The organism is Streptomyces hoynatensis (assembly GCF_003626535.1).
Taxonomy (GTDB): domain Bacteria; phylum Actinomycetota; class Actinomycetes; order Streptomycetales; family Streptomycetaceae; genus Streptomyces; species Streptomyces hoynatensis.
The window spans coordinates 329745-346081 of sequence record NZ_RBAL01000007.1; the positions used below are offsets into that span (position 1 = coordinate 329745).

The 16337-nt window shown below is 74.1% G+C and carries 15 protein-coding genes; 5 read left to right on the forward strand and 10 right to left on the reverse strand.

What is annotated here, in order from left to right; all coding sequences use genetic code 11:
* Positions 1-13 precede the first annotated feature (13 nt).
* Complete coding sequence (locus D7294_RS15425; protein ID WP_120679875.1) at positions 14-805, reverse strand: hypothetical protein; 792 nt, start codon at positions 803-805, stop codon at positions 14-16.
* 81 nt (positions 806-886) lie between these two features.
* Here D7294_RS15425 and D7294_RS15430 point away from each other — a divergent pair, with 81 nt between their 5' ends.
* Complete coding sequence (locus D7294_RS15430; RefSeq protein ID WP_120679877.1) at positions 887-1069, forward strand: hypothetical protein; 183 nt, start codon at positions 887-889, stop codon at positions 1067-1069.
* A gap of 166 nt (positions 1070-1235) precedes the next feature.
* Here the strand turns inward: D7294_RS15430 and D7294_RS15435 are convergent, their stop codons facing one another.
* The 3 genes from D7294_RS15435 to D7294_RS31940 all read right to left on the reverse strand — a co-directional run bounded on the left by D7294_RS15435 (position 1236) and on the right by D7294_RS31940 (position 3838).
* Entirely contained in the window at positions 1236-1967 is a 732-nt protein-coding gene (locus tag D7294_RS15435; RefSeq protein WP_120679879.1) for a phosphatase PAP2 family protein, read from the reverse strand.
* Positions 1968-2185: 218 nt separating this feature from the next.
* Positions 2186-3172 carry a C40 family peptidase gene (locus tag D7294_RS15440; RefSeq protein ID WP_120679881.1) on the reverse strand — a complete coding sequence of 329 codons (987 nt, stop codon included), beginning with the start codon at positions 3170-3172 and terminating at the stop codon, positions 2186-2188.
* Between the two features lie 243 nt (positions 3173-3415).
* A complete protein-coding gene (locus tag D7294_RS31940; RefSeq protein WP_158674632.1) occupies positions 3416-3838 on the reverse strand; it encodes an ATP-binding protein in 423 nt (140 codons plus the stop codon).
* Between the two features lie 846 nt (positions 3839-4684).
* Here D7294_RS31940 and D7294_RS15450 point away from each other — a divergent pair.
* From D7294_RS15450 to D7294_RS15460, 3 genes are all read left to right on the forward strand, one after another.
* On the forward strand, positions 4685-4987 hold the full coding sequence (locus D7294_RS15450) for a hypothetical protein (RefSeq protein WP_120680023.1): 303 nt from the start codon (positions 4685-4687) through the stop codon (positions 4985-4987).
* 25 nt (positions 4988-5012) lie between these two features.
* Positions 5013-6218 carry a PQQ-dependent sugar dehydrogenase gene (locus D7294_RS15455; RefSeq protein ID WP_120679886.1) on the forward strand — a complete coding sequence of 402 codons (1206 nt, stop codon included), beginning with the start codon at positions 5013-5015 and terminating at the stop codon, positions 6216-6218.
* Positions 6219-6299: 81 nt separating this feature from the next.
* Positions 6300-8555: a sulfatase family protein gene (locus tag D7294_RS15460; RefSeq protein ID WP_120679889.1), complete on the forward strand. Its 2256-nt coding sequence runs from the start codon at positions 6300-6302 to the stop codon at positions 8553-8555.
* Positions 8556-8627: 72 nt separating this feature from the next.
* Here the strand turns inward: D7294_RS15460 and mqnP are convergent, their stop codons facing one another.
* Complete coding sequence (gene mqnP, locus D7294_RS15465) at positions 8628-9533, reverse strand: menaquinone biosynthesis prenyltransferase MqnP (RefSeq protein WP_277751092.1); 906 nt, start codon at positions 9531-9533, stop codon at positions 8628-8630.
* Positions 9530-10981, reverse strand: coding sequence for a menaquinone biosynthesis decarboxylase (locus tag D7294_RS15470; RefSeq protein WP_120679893.1), 1452 nt, complete (start codon positions 10979-10981; stop codon positions 9530-9532). Before D7294_RS15470 ends, mqnP begins: the two co-directional genes overlap by 4 nt.
* An 88-nt stretch (positions 10982-11069) precedes the next feature.
* Between D7294_RS15470 and D7294_RS15475 the strand changes: the two genes are divergently transcribed.
* Positions 11070-11486, forward strand: coding sequence for a PLD nuclease N-terminal domain-containing protein (locus D7294_RS15475; protein ID WP_120679895.1), 417 nt, complete (start codon positions 11070-11072; stop codon positions 11484-11486).
* A 184-nt stretch (positions 11487-11670) separates the two neighbouring features.
* Here the strand turns inward: D7294_RS15475 and ccsB are convergent, their stop codons facing one another.
* Genes ccsB through D7294_RS15495 form a run of 4 tightly spaced genes read right to left on the reverse strand, consistent with a single transcriptional unit; the run spans position 11671 to position 16234 of the window.
* Positions 11671-12762 (reverse strand): c-type cytochrome biogenesis protein CcsB, encoded by a 1092-nt coding sequence (gene ccsB / locus D7294_RS15480; protein ID WP_120679897.1) that lies wholly within the window; start codon positions 12760-12762, stop codon positions 11671-11673.
* A complete protein-coding gene (locus tag D7294_RS15485) occupies positions 12759-14888 on the reverse strand; it encodes a cytochrome c biogenesis protein ResB (RefSeq protein ID WP_120679899.1) in 2130 nt (709 codons plus the stop codon). The genes ccsB and D7294_RS15485 overlap by 4 nt, the downstream gene beginning before the upstream one ends.
* A gap of 4 nt (positions 14889-14892) precedes the next feature.
* A complete protein-coding gene (locus tag D7294_RS15490) occupies positions 14893-15636 on the reverse strand; it encodes a cytochrome c biogenesis CcdA family protein (RefSeq protein WP_120679901.1) in 744 nt (247 codons plus the stop codon).
* 7 nt (positions 15637-15643) lie between these two features.
* The gene (locus tag D7294_RS15495; protein WP_120679903.1) at positions 15644-16234 is read right to left on the reverse strand and encodes a TlpA family protein disulfide reductase; all 591 of its coding nucleotides are present in this window, start codon (positions 16232-16234) and stop codon (positions 15644-15646) included.
* Between the last annotated feature and the right edge of the window lie 103 nt (positions 16235-16337).

Below are 16337 nucleotides of genomic sequence, written 5' to 3' on the forward strand. Positions count from 1 at the left end.
CGGTCGCGGCGGCTCAGGCGACGGCCCCCGCGTAGACCTCGGCGGGCTCGGGCAGCACGACGCGCACCGGCGCCCCGAAGTCGTACAGCGTCACCGTCGAGGCCACGGCCACGCCCTCGCCGCCGCGCGCGAAGCTGAACTGGTGCCTGACCTCCCGCAGCAGGCCGCGCTCGTCGAAGTAGGCGTCGAAGGGCACGTCCCGCTCGGTGAAGCCGCCGACGGCCACGGCCAGTTGCTCGCGCCACTCCCCCGTGGCCAGCTCGGCCGCCGCCGCGATGTCCGTCACCCCGCGGTAGTGGCGCAGCCGCTCGCCGTTGACCTCGCTCTCGCCCAGGTCGGCGGCGTGCGCCACCCCGCGCAGCAGCTCGGCCGCGGTGATCGGATCGGTGGCGCCGCCGGTGACGAGGTTCCCGTCGGCGAGGGTGGTGACGTCGACCTGCACCCACTTGTCCGGGGGCACCCCCGCGCCGCGGTTCTTCATGTAGAGCTCGCCCGGCACGAACAGCTCGGTGACCGGCCGGCCCTCGGGCAGGGTGATCCGCAGCTCGCCCAGCCGCCGCCCGTAGTCGAAGCCGCCCTCGCCGTGCAGGGTGATCCTGGTGCCGCCCGAGGCCATCTGCATCGCGGTGGCCGCCTGGGAGGTGCCGGCGGCGGCGAGCACGTCCGCGGCCTGCCTGATGATCTCCCTGACGTCGTGCCGCTGCGCGGCGGCCCCGGTGCGCGAACAGCCGCAGACCGCAAGCGCCAGCCCGGCCGCCAGCAGGCGGAGCATCGCGTTCCGGCGTTCGCGCCGCGGCTGCCTCATGACCGGCCGGCACCCCCAAGAACCGTCGTATCGGATTCGTACCGCCTAACGAGACCCGGAGGGGGCCGTTACGGTGGAAAGGTGGACGACCAGGGTGAACCAGAGCCGCCGCAGACCGTCCCGGAGACCGGGCACCGGATATCGCTGCGCGAGCGCGGCCCCTTCCTCGCGCCGAGCTGCACCTGCGGCTGGTACGGCCCGGCCCGCAGATCGCGGCCGCTGGCGCGGCAGGAGGCGGCGGCGCACGTGGCGGCCGCCACCTGAGCGTTCGGCTCCTGCCGCCCGGGGGCGCCGCGGTTCGCGGGCCTCGGGCCGCGCGTCCCCCGTCGCGCCGGGCCCCGTCGCTCCTGGGTCACGCCTCCCCGGTCGCTCCGGGCCGCGTCGCCTCGGGCCCCGTCGTTCCGGGCCCCGTCGTTCCGTCCGCGTCGCCTCAGGCGGCAAGCCCCGGGTCGGCGGAGGGCCGCGGCTCGGGGCGGCCCGAGGGACGCTGCCCGGCCCCGTCCTCCCCGGCGGCACCGGCGGCCCCGGCCTCGCCTGCCGCACCGGCCGGCGCCTGCGGCCTGGCGATCCAGCCGAGCCAGCGGGTGCGGGCCCCCGCCCGCACCAGCGGGGGCAGCACGGCCATCGCCGGCGGGGCGAAGAGGAGGGCCGAGGCGGTGCCGAGCGCGAAGCCGCCGATCACGTCCGTGGGGTAGTGGACGGCGAGCAGCACCCGGGCCAGCCCCTGGCACAGGGCGAGCGCGAAGGCGACCAGGCCGAGGGTGCGGTGCACGAGGAAGAGCGCGACCGCGATCGCCATGGCGATGCCCGCGTGGTCGCTGACGAAGGAGTAGCCGGTCTTCCCGTCGACGAGGGGTTCGAGGTCGGGATGGTCGACGAACGGCCTGGGCCGGGCGACGAAGTCCCGGATCGGCATGTTCACCAGCCAGGTGACAGCGGCGGCCGGCCCGGCCCACAGCACCCCGGCCACGGCGGTGGGGGCGTCGGGCCGGCGGCGGACGAGGAACCAGGCGAGGACGATCAGGAGGACCAGCGCCAGGGGGAGGCCGGTCTCGCCGAGGAAGGAGGCGGTGCGCGCGGCCCAGCCGGGCAGCCGGCCGGCGAAGTCGTTGAACTCGTAGAGGACGTCGAGTTCGGCGTCGGTGTTGTCCAGTCCAGCCATGTGCCGTTGCGGCCCCTTCGTGCTGTGGGGGAAACCCCGCCGCGGACGGCGGGGCTAAGGAGCCCCTGTTCCGGTCAGGAAACGCCAAGAACATCCCCCTTGATGCCGGGGTCCATCGAAAGATCACCACAGCGTTATCGAACAGCAACGCGTCATCGAGCATTGACGCAGCTCAACGCGCGACTACTGCCCATGGCCTGACCGAACGTGACGGGGTGTCACCCTCCCGTGGGGCGGGTCGCCCCAAAGTAGTCCGGGGAATCTATCGGGTCAAAGCGGATCTTCGCTCCGGTGTAGGGCGCGTCGATCATGTACCCGCCCCCGATGTAGAGCCCGACGTGGTGGATGCTCCGCGGGTCCTGAAGATCATATGCGAAGAAGACCAGGTCACCGGGCATCAGCTGGTCCCGCGCCGGGTGCGGGCCCGCGTTCCACTGGTCGTTGGCGACCCGGGGCAGCGTGATGCCCACCGAGGCGTAGGAGGCCCTGGTCAGCCCCGAGCAGTCGAAGCGCCCGCCGTCCTCCGGCGTGCCGTCGCCGCCCCACAGGTACTCGGTGCCGAGCTTCCCCTGCGCGAAGGCGATGGCGCCCGCGGCCTGTTGCAGCGGCGGCAGGCGCTGCTCCGCGGGGGTGGCGGCGAAGCTGCGGGCCGCCTCGCGGATGATGCGCACGTAGTTCCTGGTCTCCGCGATGTCGGGCACGCCGCCCGCCTGGATGACGCGGTAGGGGCCGGCGTTGTAGGCCGCGAGCATGTTGTCGGTCGGGTCCCCCGGCACGTCGCGCAACTGCTCGGCCAGGGTGCAGTCGTAGCGCGCGGCGGAGGGGATGGCGTCGGCCGGGTCCCAGATGTCCGCGACCCCGTCGCCGTTGGCGTCGAAGCCGTGCACGGCCCAGGTGCTCGGGATGAACTGCGCGATGCCCCTGGCGTCGGCCGCGCTGACCGCGTCCGGCCGCCAGCCGCTCTCCTGGTGGAGCTGGGCCGCCAGCACGGCCGGGCTGAGCGCCTGGCAGCTGTTGCCCCAGTCCTGCACCAGCCGCTCGTACTCGGGGGGCACCGTGTTCGGCGCGAGCCGCCCCTCGGCCGCGGTCCTGCCGCCGCCGCCGAGGAGCCCGGCCGCCGCCCCGTAGACGCCGACGACGAGCAGCGCCATGAACCCGCACAGGGCGAGGAACCCCAGGCCGGCGACCAGCGCGACCCTCCGCATCCCCAACAGCCCTCATTCCGCATCAGGTCGGCGGCACGGCCCCGACGACAGTCCACAGGAACGCCCAGGCGGCCGGCGCGGGCTCCCGGTGCGGGAAGCCCTGCGGACGCCGAGGGCCCCGACGGGGACGAGGACGTGACGTCCCCTCAGGGCTCCCCCATAGTCTCGCGCCCGGGCGAGGCGGCGAAAGGGCCGGTGGCGAACGCCGCACGGGCGGGCGCGCCCGCCCCGCGCGGGGAGCCCTCAGTCCGGGACGGGGGCCAGCTCGGCCCACAGGGCCTTGCCCTCGCCCGGCGTGCCGTACTGGCCCCAGTCGGTGGCGATGGCCGCCACGATCAGCAGGCCACGGCCGTCCTCGCGGTCGGGCGCGGGCAGCACCGGGTTCACCGGCACGCGGTCGCTCCCCTCGTCCCACACGGTGATCCGCAGCCGCTCGCGCCCGGCGTACCACGCGACCCGGAAGCCGAGCGGGCCCCTGCCGTGCCGCACCGCGTTCGTCACCAGCTCGCTGGCGAGCAGCCCCGCCTGATCGGCCAGGAAGGGCAGCCCGTACGCCCGGACCGCACTCGCGGCCGACACCCGGCACAGCCTCGGGGCGCGCAGGTCGGGGTCGAGCCTGACGCTCACCTCCCAGTCCCGGGCACGGGAGGCGGCTTGCTTCGTCATCACGGCCAAGGCGGGCCTCCGTCGGTGCGGCGAGGACGAACGGACAGGAACGGACGGACAGAAACCAGCGGACAGGAACGGACGGGCGGGTACGGACGAGCGGAAACGGGCGGGCGGGTACGCGGCGAGTGGGGAGGGGACGCGTGGTGCGGGGAACGGGAACGGCGGAGCGGGCGGGCGCCGGGGCCGCACGCGAGCGAGCGAGGCCGCACGCGGCCGGGCGGGAACGGCCGGGGGTCGGGCGGTACACGGACGAGACGGACGGGACAGCGCAGACAGCGCAGACAGCGGAGCCAGCGCAGACGGCGGAGACAGACGAAGCGGACGAGACGGGCGCAGGGGCGGTCGGGGCGGGCGGGCCGCCGCGGGACGCGGACGGCGCCCTTGCCGCCTTCCCTGCCACGAAGGGTGCTTGGTTCTGCACATACGGTAGAGGGCGCCCCTCGCCGCGGTCCACCCCGGGGGCCGCACGCGGGCGCCGGCCCGGCGGCGCGGCACGCGATTCAGGCCAGCCCGCACCGCCCCACCCGCCTCGCACGTGAGCCGCAGGCCGCCCCGACCTGCCGAAACGTCAGGAAACCCGCCGTCAGCCGGGGCGTTCGAGACGGCGCGAGAGGGCCGGGAGGCCGACGGGCGTCGGCGCGCGGTGGGCGGCCGGGGTGGCGTACCGGCGCCCAAGGGGCGCGCGGCCACGGGACGTTGGGCGGCGATTCGGGGCAACCCGGGCCGCGGCGTCGCGTTGCCCACACCTCGCCGTTCCGTAGCGCTCCGACTCGGCTTCTGTCAGTCAGGCGTGGCACAATCCACAGAAGGAGTGGAACGAGCGCCAGTTGGGCGGTGAGTTCGGTGGATGAGGATCAGGAAGACATCGACAGCATCATCGGCGGCATCGCCCCCGACTGGGGCCCCTTCGCCGCCGTGGGCGACCAGGCCCGGACGATGATTCAGGTGATCATGGCCCTGGCGATCCTGATCTGCATGGCCATCGCGATCTGGGGCGCGGCCAAGCAGCGCATCGGATCGACCGCCATGCGGGACTCCTTCAGCGCGGAGCAGGGCAAGGGCCTCATCGTCGCGGGGCTGACCGGCGTGTTCATCATCGGGTCCCTCGGCACGCTGTTCACCATCATCTACGGCATGTCGATCTAGCCGGCGGACGCGAGGGGACGGCTGCATGCCAGGAGGGCTCCGCGGATGGCGGGCCGTGCTCGCCCTCACGGCGGTGACGGCCCTGGCCGGCGGCTGCGCCATCGGCCCGGCGGCGCACCGCGCCGAGCGGGAGGGCGCGGGCCAGCCGACCGGCGCGGCCACCTCGGAGCCCGACGGCGCCGGCGGGGCGGGCGGCACGGGCGAGGCGGGCGGCTCCGGCGGCGCCTCGGCCTCGCCGGGCGAGTCCCCGGGGCCCGCCACGGAGCCGCCGCCCGAGCCCGCGCCCGCGCAGGGCTCGGCCCAGATCGCCGCGACCCTCGCCGAGGGCCTCGGCCCGGCCTGCTGCCTGGCCCCCATGCCCGGCGGCGACCTGCTGGCCGGCGCCGCCGACGGGTCCCTGGTCCGCGTGGGCCAGGACGGCACGGTGACGCCCGTCGGCGCGCTGGAAGACGACTCCCGGCTGCTCGGCCTGGCCTTCGCCTCGGGCTCTGCCCTCGACTGGGTGTACGTCCTCCACGCCACCGACTCGGCCGCGCGCGTGGACCGTTACGTCTACTACGGCTCCCATCCCGCGGGGGAGCAGCTCGGCGAGTCACGCAGCACGGTGCTCGGCGACATCCCCACGGGCCCGGAACACGGCGGCGGCGCCCTGGCGTTCGGGCCCGACGGCAACCTCTACGTGGCCACCGGCGACACGGGAGCGCCCGCGCTCGCCGCGGACCCGGACTCCCTGGCGGGCAAGATCCTGCGGATCACCCCGGAGGGCGACGAGGCCCCGGGCAACCCCTTCCCCGGCTCCCCGGTCTACTCGCTCGGCCACGCCGAGCCGGCCGGCCTCGCCTGGGACGAGCAGGGCATGCTCTGGGCGGCCGACGCCGGGCGCGCGGGGGGAGTGGAGCTGAACTCCATCGCGCCCGGCGGGACTTACGGGGAGGGGGCGGACGCGCAGCAGGGCACGGCCCCGGTCCACACCTGGCAGGATCCTCAGGTCGTGGCGGGCGGACTGGCCTTCGCCCAGGGCTGCCTGTGGATGCCCGACCCGCCCGGCGGCCGGCTGTGGCGCATCCCGCTGGACGGCACCCGGCTCGTCGCCGACCCCCAGCCGCTGCTCGCGGCCGAGCTCTCCGGGCCGGTGGCCGTGGCCGCGGGCGCCGGGAACGCGGGGGACGCCGGGGAGTTGACGCTGCTCGACGGCCAGGACGCGAGCCTGCTGCGGCTCGCCGTGTCCTGACCGGGCCCTCGCCCGGGCCGCCCCCGGCCGACGCCATGAAGCCTTAACACGGCGTCCATGAGAGCGGCCGATCATCGAGGAATGCCCACGCGCCGTCAGTTCGTCGCCGCCTCCGCCCTCACGGCCGCCTCCGCCGTCTCCGCCGCCCCGGCCGCCGCCCGGGATGCCCGCGAGGCCGGGGAGGCTCCCCTCGCGGCCCCGCCCGCGCGCGGCCCCGGCAGGGAGGCCGGCGACCGCCCCAACATCGTGCTCGTCCTGGCCGACGACCTCGGCTACGGCGACCTCGGCTCCTACGGCCAGCGCCTGGTCGCCACCCCACGCCTGGACCAACTCGCGGCCGAGGGCCTGCGGTTCACCCAGGCGTACGCGGCGGCCGCGGTCTGCGCCCCCTCCCGCTGCTCGCTGCTGACCGGGCTGCACGGCGGCCACGCGGCCGTCCGGCAGAACCCGTTCAACGGTCCGCAGGGCTCGCTCGCCGACGGCGACACCACCTTCGCCGAGGTGCTGCGCGCCCGCGGCTACCGCACCGCCTGCATCGGCAAGTGGGGCTTCGGCCCCGAGGAGGCCGACCAGCCCAGCCACCCCCACTACCGCGGCTTCGAGGAGTTCTTCGGCTACGTCACCCACGGCCACGCCCACGAGTACTTCCCCGACTACCTGTGGGACAACGGCGAGCAGACCCCGCTCCCCGCGGGCAGCTACGCCGTCGACCTCATCGAGGAGCGGGCCCTCGGCTTCATCGAGGCGCACGCCGAGGAGCCCTTCCTGCTCTACCTCACGCCCAACATCCCGCACGCCCCCAGCGACATCCCCGACCAGGGCCGGTACGCCGACCGCCCGTGGAGCGAGGCCGACCGCGGCCACGCCGCGCAGATCTCCCGCTTCGACACGCTGGTCGGCTCCGTCGTCGACACCCTCCACCGGCTCGGCCTGGAACGGCACACCCTGCTGCTGGTCACCAGCGACAACGGCCCACACGAGGAGGGCGGGGTCGATCCCGACCTGTTCGACGCCAACGGCCCGCTGCGCGGCTACAAGCGCAACCTGTACGAGGGCGGGGTGCGGGTGCCGTTCCTCGCCTGGCAGCCGGGCACGGTGCGGCGGGGCGAGGTGAGCGGTCGGCCGACGCCGCTGATCGACCTGCTGCCCACCCTGGCCGAGCTGGCCGGGGCGCCGGCGCCCAGGGACGTGGACGGCCTCTCCCTCGCGCCGCTGCTGCGCCCGGCTGCCGGGCGGGGAACGGAAACCGCGCCCGCGCACGCCCACCTGTACTGGTACCGCAACGACCCGGGCTCCACCGCCCGCGCCAACGCGGAGGACCGCGGCCGCATCCTGAAGACGGCCGAGGCGGTGCGCCGCGAGGACTGGAAGGCCGTCAGGTTCGCCCCGGGACGGGACCGCGAGGTGCCCGACGAAAACTGGCAGTTGGAGCTCTACGACCTGGCCCGCGACCAGGGCGAGACCACCGACCTGGCCGGCTCCCACCCCGCGCTCGCCGCCGAACTCACCGCCCTGCTGCGGGACTCGTGGGCGGAGGAGTATCCGCGGGAGGACTACGGCGTCCACGTGACGGGCCCCGCCCTCGCGCTCCCCGGCGAGCCGGTCACCGTCGCCGTCACCTTCGGCAACGGCAGCGACCACGCCTGGACCGGCGCCCGGCTGCGCCTCGACGTGCCGGAGGGCTGGCGGGTGCGCCCGGCGCGCGCCGGTGGTGATCGCGGGCGCCTCGCGCCGGGGGAGACGCTGCGCCGCTCCTTCGAGGTCACGCCCCCGGCCGGGGTGGCCGCGGGGACCTGGCGGCTGCGGGCCACGGGTTCCGCGCGCGGCGCCGCGGGCGCCGCGCTGAGCTTCCCGGCCGCGCACCCGGTGGTGACCCCGCCGCCGGCGCCCACCGCCGATGCCTACCTCTCCGACCTGCCCTGGGTGAGCGCCACCAACGGCTGGGGGCCCGTCGAGCTGGACACCGGCAACGGGAAGAAGGCCGCGGGCGACGGCACCCCGATCAGCTTCGGCGGCACCACCTACGCCAAGGGCCTCGGCGTGCACGCCCCCTCCGAGATCGTGTACTACCTCGGCGGGCGGGCGGCCGGGTTCACCGCCGTCGTCGGCATCGACGACTTCTCCGCCGCCCAGAGCCCGGTGGGCGCCACCGCCGCCGAGGTGTGGGGCGACGACCGCAGGCTCTTCGCCAGCGGCACCCTCACCGCCGCGGGCGGCCCGCGCCAGGTCGAGGTGGACGTGCGGGGCGTGCGGCTGCTGCGCCTGGTGGTCACCGACGCGAACGGCAACAGCTCCTTCGACCACACGTCCTGGGCCGTCGCCCGCGTCACCGTCTGACGGCCCCGCGCGCCGCCGCCCCGCCGCGCCCGGGCCCCTCCGGGCGCGGGCGCGGCGCCGCGTGCAGGGGCCTCAGGCGCGCAGGCCGCGGACCACGAGGTCGAGCAGCGCGAAGACGAACAGGCTGATCCCGACGAAGCCGTTGACGGTGAAGAAGGCCCGGTTCAGCCTGCTGAGGTCGTCCGGCCGCACCAGCGCGTGCTCGTAGGTGAAGGCCGCCGCGACCACGGCGAGCCCCACCCAGAAGAACGGCCCCGCCTCCGTCGCCAGCCCGTAGCCGAGCAGCAGCGCGAAGGTGGCGAGGTGCGCGGCGCGGGCGCCGTGGAGGGCGCCGGCGATCCCGAACCTGGCCGGGACCGACCTGACGCCCTGGACGCGGTCGGCCGCCACGTCCTGGCAGGCGTAGATCAGGTCGAAGCCGCCGATCCACAGCCCGACCGCCGCGCCGAGCGCCGCCGCCTCCCAGGACCAGGCGCCGGTCACCGCGATCCAGGCGCCGATCGGGCCCATCGCCTGGGCCAGGCCGAGGATGGCGTGCGGGAAGTCCGTGAAGCGCTTGCCGTAGGGGTAGACCACCATCGGCACCACGGCGAGCGGGCCGAGGGCCAGGCACAGCGGGTTGAGCAGGCCGGCGGCAAGCAGGAAGACGGCGAGCGCGACCAGCGCGCCGGCCTGGGCCGTGCGCACCGAGAGCGCGCCCGTCACCAGCTCGCGGCCGGCCGTGCGCGGGTTGCGGGCGTCGATCTCCCGGTCGATGATCCGGTTGGCCGCCATGGCGAAGGTCCGCAGCCCCACCATGGCGACGGTGACCAGCAGCAGCGTCCACCAGTCCACCGTCCCGCCGTCCTCCTCGGCGAGGAACATGGCGGTCAGGCTCGCGATGTACGCGAAGGGCAGCGCGAAGACCGAGTGCTCGATCATGACCAGGCGCAGGAACGCCCGGACCCGGCTCCGTGGCCGGGGGGCCGTCACCGTCACAGCCCGTACTCCTTCCACCTTCGGGTGACGCGTTCCGCGGTGTCCGGGTCGGAGACGATCGCCGAGGGCCAGCCGCCCTCGCGCGTATAGCCCTCCTCCGGCCACTTGGCGGTGGCGTCGATGCCCGCCTTGCCTCCCCAGAACTGCTGGTAGGAGGCGTGGTCCAGGTGATCGACCGGGCCCGAGGTGAGGAGCAGGTCGTGCGCGTAGTCCACGTTGCCGAGCGCCCGCCAGGCCACCTCCTGCAGGTCGTGCACGTCGCAGTCGGCGTCCACGACGATCACCAGCTTCGTCAGCGCCATCATGTGCGCCCCCCACACCGCGGACATCACCTTCTGGGCGTGTTTGGGGTATTTCTTGTCGATCGAGACGATCGCGCAGTTGTGGAAGGCGCCCGCCTCGGGGAGGTGGTAGTCGACGATGTCCGGGATGATCAGCCGCAGCAGCGGCAGGAAGAACCGCTCGGTCGCCCGCCCCAGCGGCCCGTCCTCCGTGGGCGGGCGCCCCACGACGATGGACTGGAGGAACGCGTCCCTGCGCATCGTCACGCAGTCCACCGTCAGCGCGGGAAAGGGCTCCTGGGGCGTGTAGAAACCGGTGTGGTCGCCGAACGGCCCCTCGGGCAGCGTCACCCCGGGCTCCAGCCACCCCTCCAGGACCACCTCGGCCTGGGCGGGCACCTGGAGCGGCACGGTGAGGCAGTCGGTCAGCTCCACCCGCTTGCCCTGGACGAACCCGGCGAAGAGGTACTCGTCGATGTCCGCCGGCAGCGGCGCGGTCGCCGCGTAGGTGACGGCGGGCGGGCAGCCGAACGCGATGGCCACCGGCAGGCGTTCCCCGCGGGCGGCGGCGACCTGGTAGTGGTTGCGGCTGTCCTTGTGGATCTGCCAGTGCATTCCGATCGTGCGCCGGTCGTGCCGCTGCAGGCGGTAAAGGCCGAGATTGCGCACGCCGGATTCCGGGTCCCTGGTATGTGTCAGCCCGAGATTGAAAAACGAGCCGCCGTCCTCGGGCCAGGTGAACAGGGCGGGCAGCCGGCCGAGGTCCACCTCGTCGCCCTTGCGGACGACGTCGTGCACCGGAGCGTTCTTCACCTTCTTCGGTGGCACGTGGGACATCGCCGCGAGTTTTCCGAATGCCTCGCGGAATCCCACGAATCCGTGCGGCAGTTCGGGGCGCAGCAGTCCGCCGATCTTCTCGGTGATCTCCTCGTAGGAGCGCAGGCCGAGCGCCTTCAGCAAACGCCGGTCGGTGCCGTACACGTTCATCGCGAGCGGCAGGTCACTGCCCTTGACGTTCTCGAAGAGGAGGGCGGGGCCGCCCGCCTTGTTCACCCGATCGGTGATCTCCCCGACCTCCAGGTGCGGATCGACCTCGGCCTTGATCCGCTTGAGGTCCCCGTCGCGTTCCAGCGCCTTCAGCAGGCCGCGCAGGTCGTCGTACGCCATGCCGCTCAGTATTCCCGACGCATTACCCTGGCCTGAGTCAGGGGGCCGCACCGCCGGACCCGGGTTCATCTCGTCCTGGGGGACTACCATGCTGAGGGTGCTGCTGTTTCTGGTACCGCTGGCGCTGGCCATCTACGCCTTGGTGGACTGCATCAGCTCCGAGGACGAAGAGGTCAGGCATCTGCCGAAACTCGTGTGGATCGTCCTCATCGTCTTCGCCCCGGTCGTCGGCGCGCTGACGTGGATTCTGATCGGCCGCGAGCGCAGCCTGACGGCCAGGCGCCGCTCGGGCGGCTGGGTCGCCCCGGACGACAACCCCGAGTTCCTGCGCTCCCTGGACCAGAACCGGCTCCGCGGCCAGGACGGGGGCCCGGAGGACGCCGACGAGGACGGCAGGCGGGACAAGGAGCTGCTGGAGAGCTGGGAGGAGGACCTGCGCCGCCGCGAGGAGGAGCTCAGGCAGCAGAACCGCGACGAGGACGAGCCGCCGGGCGGCAAGGGCTGACAGAACCGGGCGGCAACGGCCGGACGGGACGCGGGGGCTGCGGCGCCGCCGCCCGCGCGCCCGCGCAGACGACCCCCGCCCGCGCAGACAACCCCGAGGGGGGCTTCCGCGATCCGCGGAAGCCCCCCTCGCGTCGTGTGCGGCGCCTGGGCCGCGCCGGCCCGGGCGATCCGGGCGGGCCGGCTCAGACCCCGCCGTAGCCGTGCAGGGAGTTGAAGAAGATGTTGACCCCGTAGTAGTTCACGAGGAAGCAGACGAAACCGATGATCGCCAGGTAGGCGGTCCGCCTGCCCTTCCAGCCCGCCGTCGCCCTGGCGTGCAGGTAGCAGGCGTAGGCGACCCAGGTGATGAACGCCCAGGTCTCCTTCGGGTCCCAGCCCCAGTACCGGCCCCAGGCGGTCTGCGCCCAGATCGCGCCGGCGACGATCGTGAAGGTCCACAGCGGGAAGACCGCGGCGTTGATCCGGTAGCCGAACCGGTCCAGGGACACCGAGGAGGGCAGCCGCTCCAGGATGGAGGTGGCCAGCGCCCCTGGCTTCTCGCCGGCGGCGAGCTTCGCCTCGTAGCGGTCGCGGAAGAGGTACAGCACGGCCGAGAGGGCGCCCAGGTAGAACAGGGCCCCGCAGATGATGGCAAGCGGGACGTGAATCCACATCCAGATCGAGTCGAGCGCGGGCACCAGCTGCGTCTGGTCGTTGTAGAGCACGGTGACCGCGAGGCCCAGGTCCAGCAGCACCGTGGTGATCAGCGGCAGCCCGATCCAGCGGACGTTCTTCCTGGCGGCGAGGAAGCCGAGGAAGCCGGCCACCGCCACCATCGAGAAGGCCGTGGAGAACTCGTACATGTTGCCCCAGGGCCCGCGGCCCAGGGCGATGGCGCGGGCGGCCACGGCCGCGAAGTGCAGCAGGAAGGCCAGGACGGTCAGCGAGACCGCGATCCGGCCGTAGGTGTCGCCCTGCTCGTCGCCGTTCGCGGCGCCTGGCCCGTCGGGGACGTGGTCGCGGCTCGGGTTGGCGGACCTGGTGATGATCCGCGGCCGCTCCAGCACGGTGGTGGAGCCGCCCTTGCGGACGGTGATCGCCGGGGCGGGGACGGCGGCCTGCGGCTCCGCGGCACGCTCCGCCGTCAGCGCCGCCGCGGTGCGCGCCACCTTGCTGCGGCTGCCGAAGACCCACTCGGCGGTATAGGCAAGGAACGTCAGGGCGTAGACGACCATCGCCGAGTACACGAGCAGGTTGCTCGTGTCGGCCAGGCCCTCGTTGGCGGCGAGAGTCATGTGCGTGCTCCTTCGGCAGCGTCGGACTCGGCGGACGTGCGTGGCGTGGCGGCTCGCCCGGGCTCGGCGGGCCTCGTGGCCCCCGGGCCCTTCGGCTCACGGGGCTCGCGGGGCTGTTCTGACTCGCCCGGCTCACCGGGCCCTTCCTGCGGACGCGGCCGGCCGGCGCGCGCCGTGGGCGCGGGTTCCTCCCCGTCCGCAGGGCCGGCGGAGGGCTGCCCCGGCTCGGGCCCGGGCTCCGGTGCCGGCCCGGAACCGCCGCCGGGGCCCGGCGAGTCGGGACCCGCTGAGTCGGGCCCCGGCGAGTCGGGCTCCTCGGCCGTCTCCGGCACGGGCGGCGCGTGGGGCTGCAGCCCGACGGCCAGGTCGGCGAGTTCCTCGGGGATCTTGCCGGACTCGGTGCGGCCCAGCGAGGCCATCTCGACCACCGTGTGCCCGTCGGGGCCCGCGTAGGCCCGCACCCACACCCGGCGGCGCTGGAGCAGCAGCGAGCCGGCGAGGCCGGCCACCGCGGCGAGCGCGCCGCCCAGCGCCCAGCCGTCCCCGGCCCGGGTGGAGACCTGGAAGGTGGCCCACTCCTTGTAGCCCTCGAAGCTGAGCGTGCCCATGCCGTCGGGCAGGGTGACCGACTCCCCGGGGCGCAGGTCGAAGCGGAACAGGTCCCCGTTCGCGTCCTTCAGCTGTTCCAGGTGCGTGGTGTTCAGCTGGTAGACGTTCTGCGGGATGCCGGAGTCGATGCCGAGGTCGCCGTGGAAGGCGTTCAGCGTGAGCACCGGGTCGTCCGCCTCGGGGAAGGTGGAGTGCGGTCCGCGCTGGGCGTCCACGGCGTAGGTCGGGTTGAAGAAGCCCTGGAAGCCGAGCTGGTCGGGCTCGCCGTCGGGGCCGAGGTAGTCCGGTACCTTGACGACGCCGGTCGAGGTGAGCGCCGTGTCCTGCGGGATGAACGGGACCGGGCCGCTGAACGCCGTCTGGCCCTGCCCGTCGGTCACGGTGATCACGGGGGCGAAGCCGTGCCCGATCAGCCGCACCCTGGCGTCGCCCACGGTCATCGGGTCGTTGACGTCGATGGTGCGCTCCTGCTCGGCGCCGCCCTCCTTCCAGTAGCTGAGGTCGGCGTCGAACCGGGTCGGCGTGCCCAGGTCGGGGCCGCTGCGGGAGAACTCGGCCCGGAAGTCCTCCAGGGTGAAGCCGAAGCGCTCCAGGTCGTCCACGTCGTAGAGCGAGCCGGAGGAGAAGTCGTCGTACTGGGTCAGGCCGTTGGTGAAGCCGTCGCCCTCGACGATCAGCGCGGTGCCCTGCGCGAAGTAGAGGCGCCCGGCGGCGAAGGCGAGCAGCAGCACCACGAGCGCCAGGTGGAACATGAGGTTGCCCGCCTCGCGCAGGTAGCCCTTCTCCGCGGCCACGTGCCCGCCCGGGCCGCCGCCCGGCCGCCGCTCCTCCGCGCGCCGGTCGGCCCGGAACCGCCTGCGCTTCAGCAGCAGGTGCGCCTGGTCGAGGACCGCCTCGGGCTCGGCGTCGGTGCGCCAGGTCGTGTAGGCCGGCATCCGGGTAAGGCGGCGCGGGGCGCGCGGCGGGCGGGAGCGCAGCTGGCCGACGAACTGCCAGGTGCGGGGGATGATGCAGCCGACGAGCGAGACGAAGAGCAGCAGGTAGATCGCCGAGAACCAGACCGAGGAGTAGACGTCGAACAGCTGGAGCTTGTCGTAGACGTCCCCCAGGCCCGGGTTGCGCTGCCTGAAGTCCTGGTACGCGATCGCGTCCGAGCCCTTCTGGGGGATCAGGGAGCCCGGGATCGCGGCGAGGGCCAGCAGGAAGAGCAGGATCAGCGCGACCCGCATGGAGGTCAGCTGCCGCCAGAACCAGCGGCCCCAGCCGAGGGTCTCGCGCAGCAGCCAGGCGAGGCCGCCGCCCACTCCGGGACCCCTCGTCCCGCCGAAGGAGCCGGGCACCGCGGTGCCCGCCGCGGCGTCCGCGGGCTCCTCGACGGGCGCGGTGGACAGGCCGGCGGCCGCCTCGCGCTCGCCCTCGTCGGCCGCGGCCGGCTCGGGTTCCGCGGGCCGGGGGTGTTCCGTGGCGGTCCGCGCTCCCGGGACGGCCGGGGTGGTCAGGTCCGTGTCTTCGGTCATCGCGTCAGATCCCTACGGTGAAGTCGCCGGACCAGACCTGGAGCTGGTAGACCATGTGGTCCCAGGCGCCGGTGCACAGCAGCACCCCGGTCACGATCAGCATGCCGCCGCCCAGCCGCATCACCCAGGCGTAGTGGCGCTTGACCCAGGCGAACGCGCCCAGCGCCCGGCGGAAGGCGAGGGCCGCCACGATGAAGGGCAGGCCGAGGCCGAGGCAGTAGGCGAAGGTGAGCAGGGCGCCGCGGCCCGCGGTCGCCTCGTTGATGGCCAGGACGTTGACGGCGGCCAGGGTGGGGCCGATGCAGGGGGTCCAGCCCAGGCCGAAGACGACGCCCAGCATCGGCGCCCCCGCCAGCCCTATCACGGGCCTGGTGTGCAGCCGGAACTCCCGCTGCGCCAGCCGCGGCATCAGCCCGAGGAAGATCAGCCCGAGCACGATCGTCAGGGCGCCGAAGACCTTGGTCAGCACCTCGCGGTGGAGCTGGAGCTCCCGGCCCAGGCCGCCGAAGAGCACCCCGCTGGAGACGAAGACCGCGGAGAAGCCGAGCACGAACAGGAAGGACCCGAGGAACATCCGCCCGCGCCTGGCGTCCCCGAGGTCGGCGCCGCCCACGCCCGTGACGTACGAGAGGTAGCCGGGGACGAGCGGCAGGACGCAGGGCGAGAAGAAGGACACAAGACCGCCGAACACGGCCACCGGCAGCGCCAGCAGCAGTGCTCCGCTCAGTACGGTCTCGTTCGGGTCCATGGGCCGGTCACTCTTCGGCGAGCACGGGGGCGATCAGGTCGCGCAGGCCGTCCTCGGTGAGGGCCGTCAGCGCGCGGGCGGCGATCCGGCCCTCCCGGTCGATGACCAGGGTGGTCGGGATGGACTGGGCGTTGAGGGTCCCGCTGGGGAACTCCAGGAGCATCCGGCCGTCGGGGTCGGAGAGGCTGGGGTATTCGATGCCGTGGCTGCGCTCGAACGACTGGGCGTTCTCCCGGCTGTACTCCTTGGTGTTGATGCCGACGAACTGCACGCCCTGGTCGGCGGTGTCCTCGGCGACCCGGGCGAAGCCGGAGGCCTCGGCCCGGCACGGCGGGCACCAGGAGCCCCACACGTTGAGCACCACGACCTGGCCGCGGTAGTCGGAGAGGCTCAGCCGGTCCCCGTCCACCGTGTCGCCCGAGAGGTCGGGGGCGGGCTGCCGGTCCTCCACGGCCACCTGCGTGACCTCGCCCGTGCCCCCCACGTAGTTGCTGCCACCGCCTGAGGAGCCCGCCTGGTCACCGCCGCATGCGGTCAGCAGCAGCACGCCCGCCACCACCCCGGCGGCACCTGCGGCCCGAGCCCGGATCTGGATCATGTGAAAAGTTTCCCATGCGCCGGTTTGACGATCTTCCGCACCCCCCTTGTCCCGGCTGGCCCGGCCTGAACCGGCCTGAACCGGCCTGCGCCGGAATGGGTGG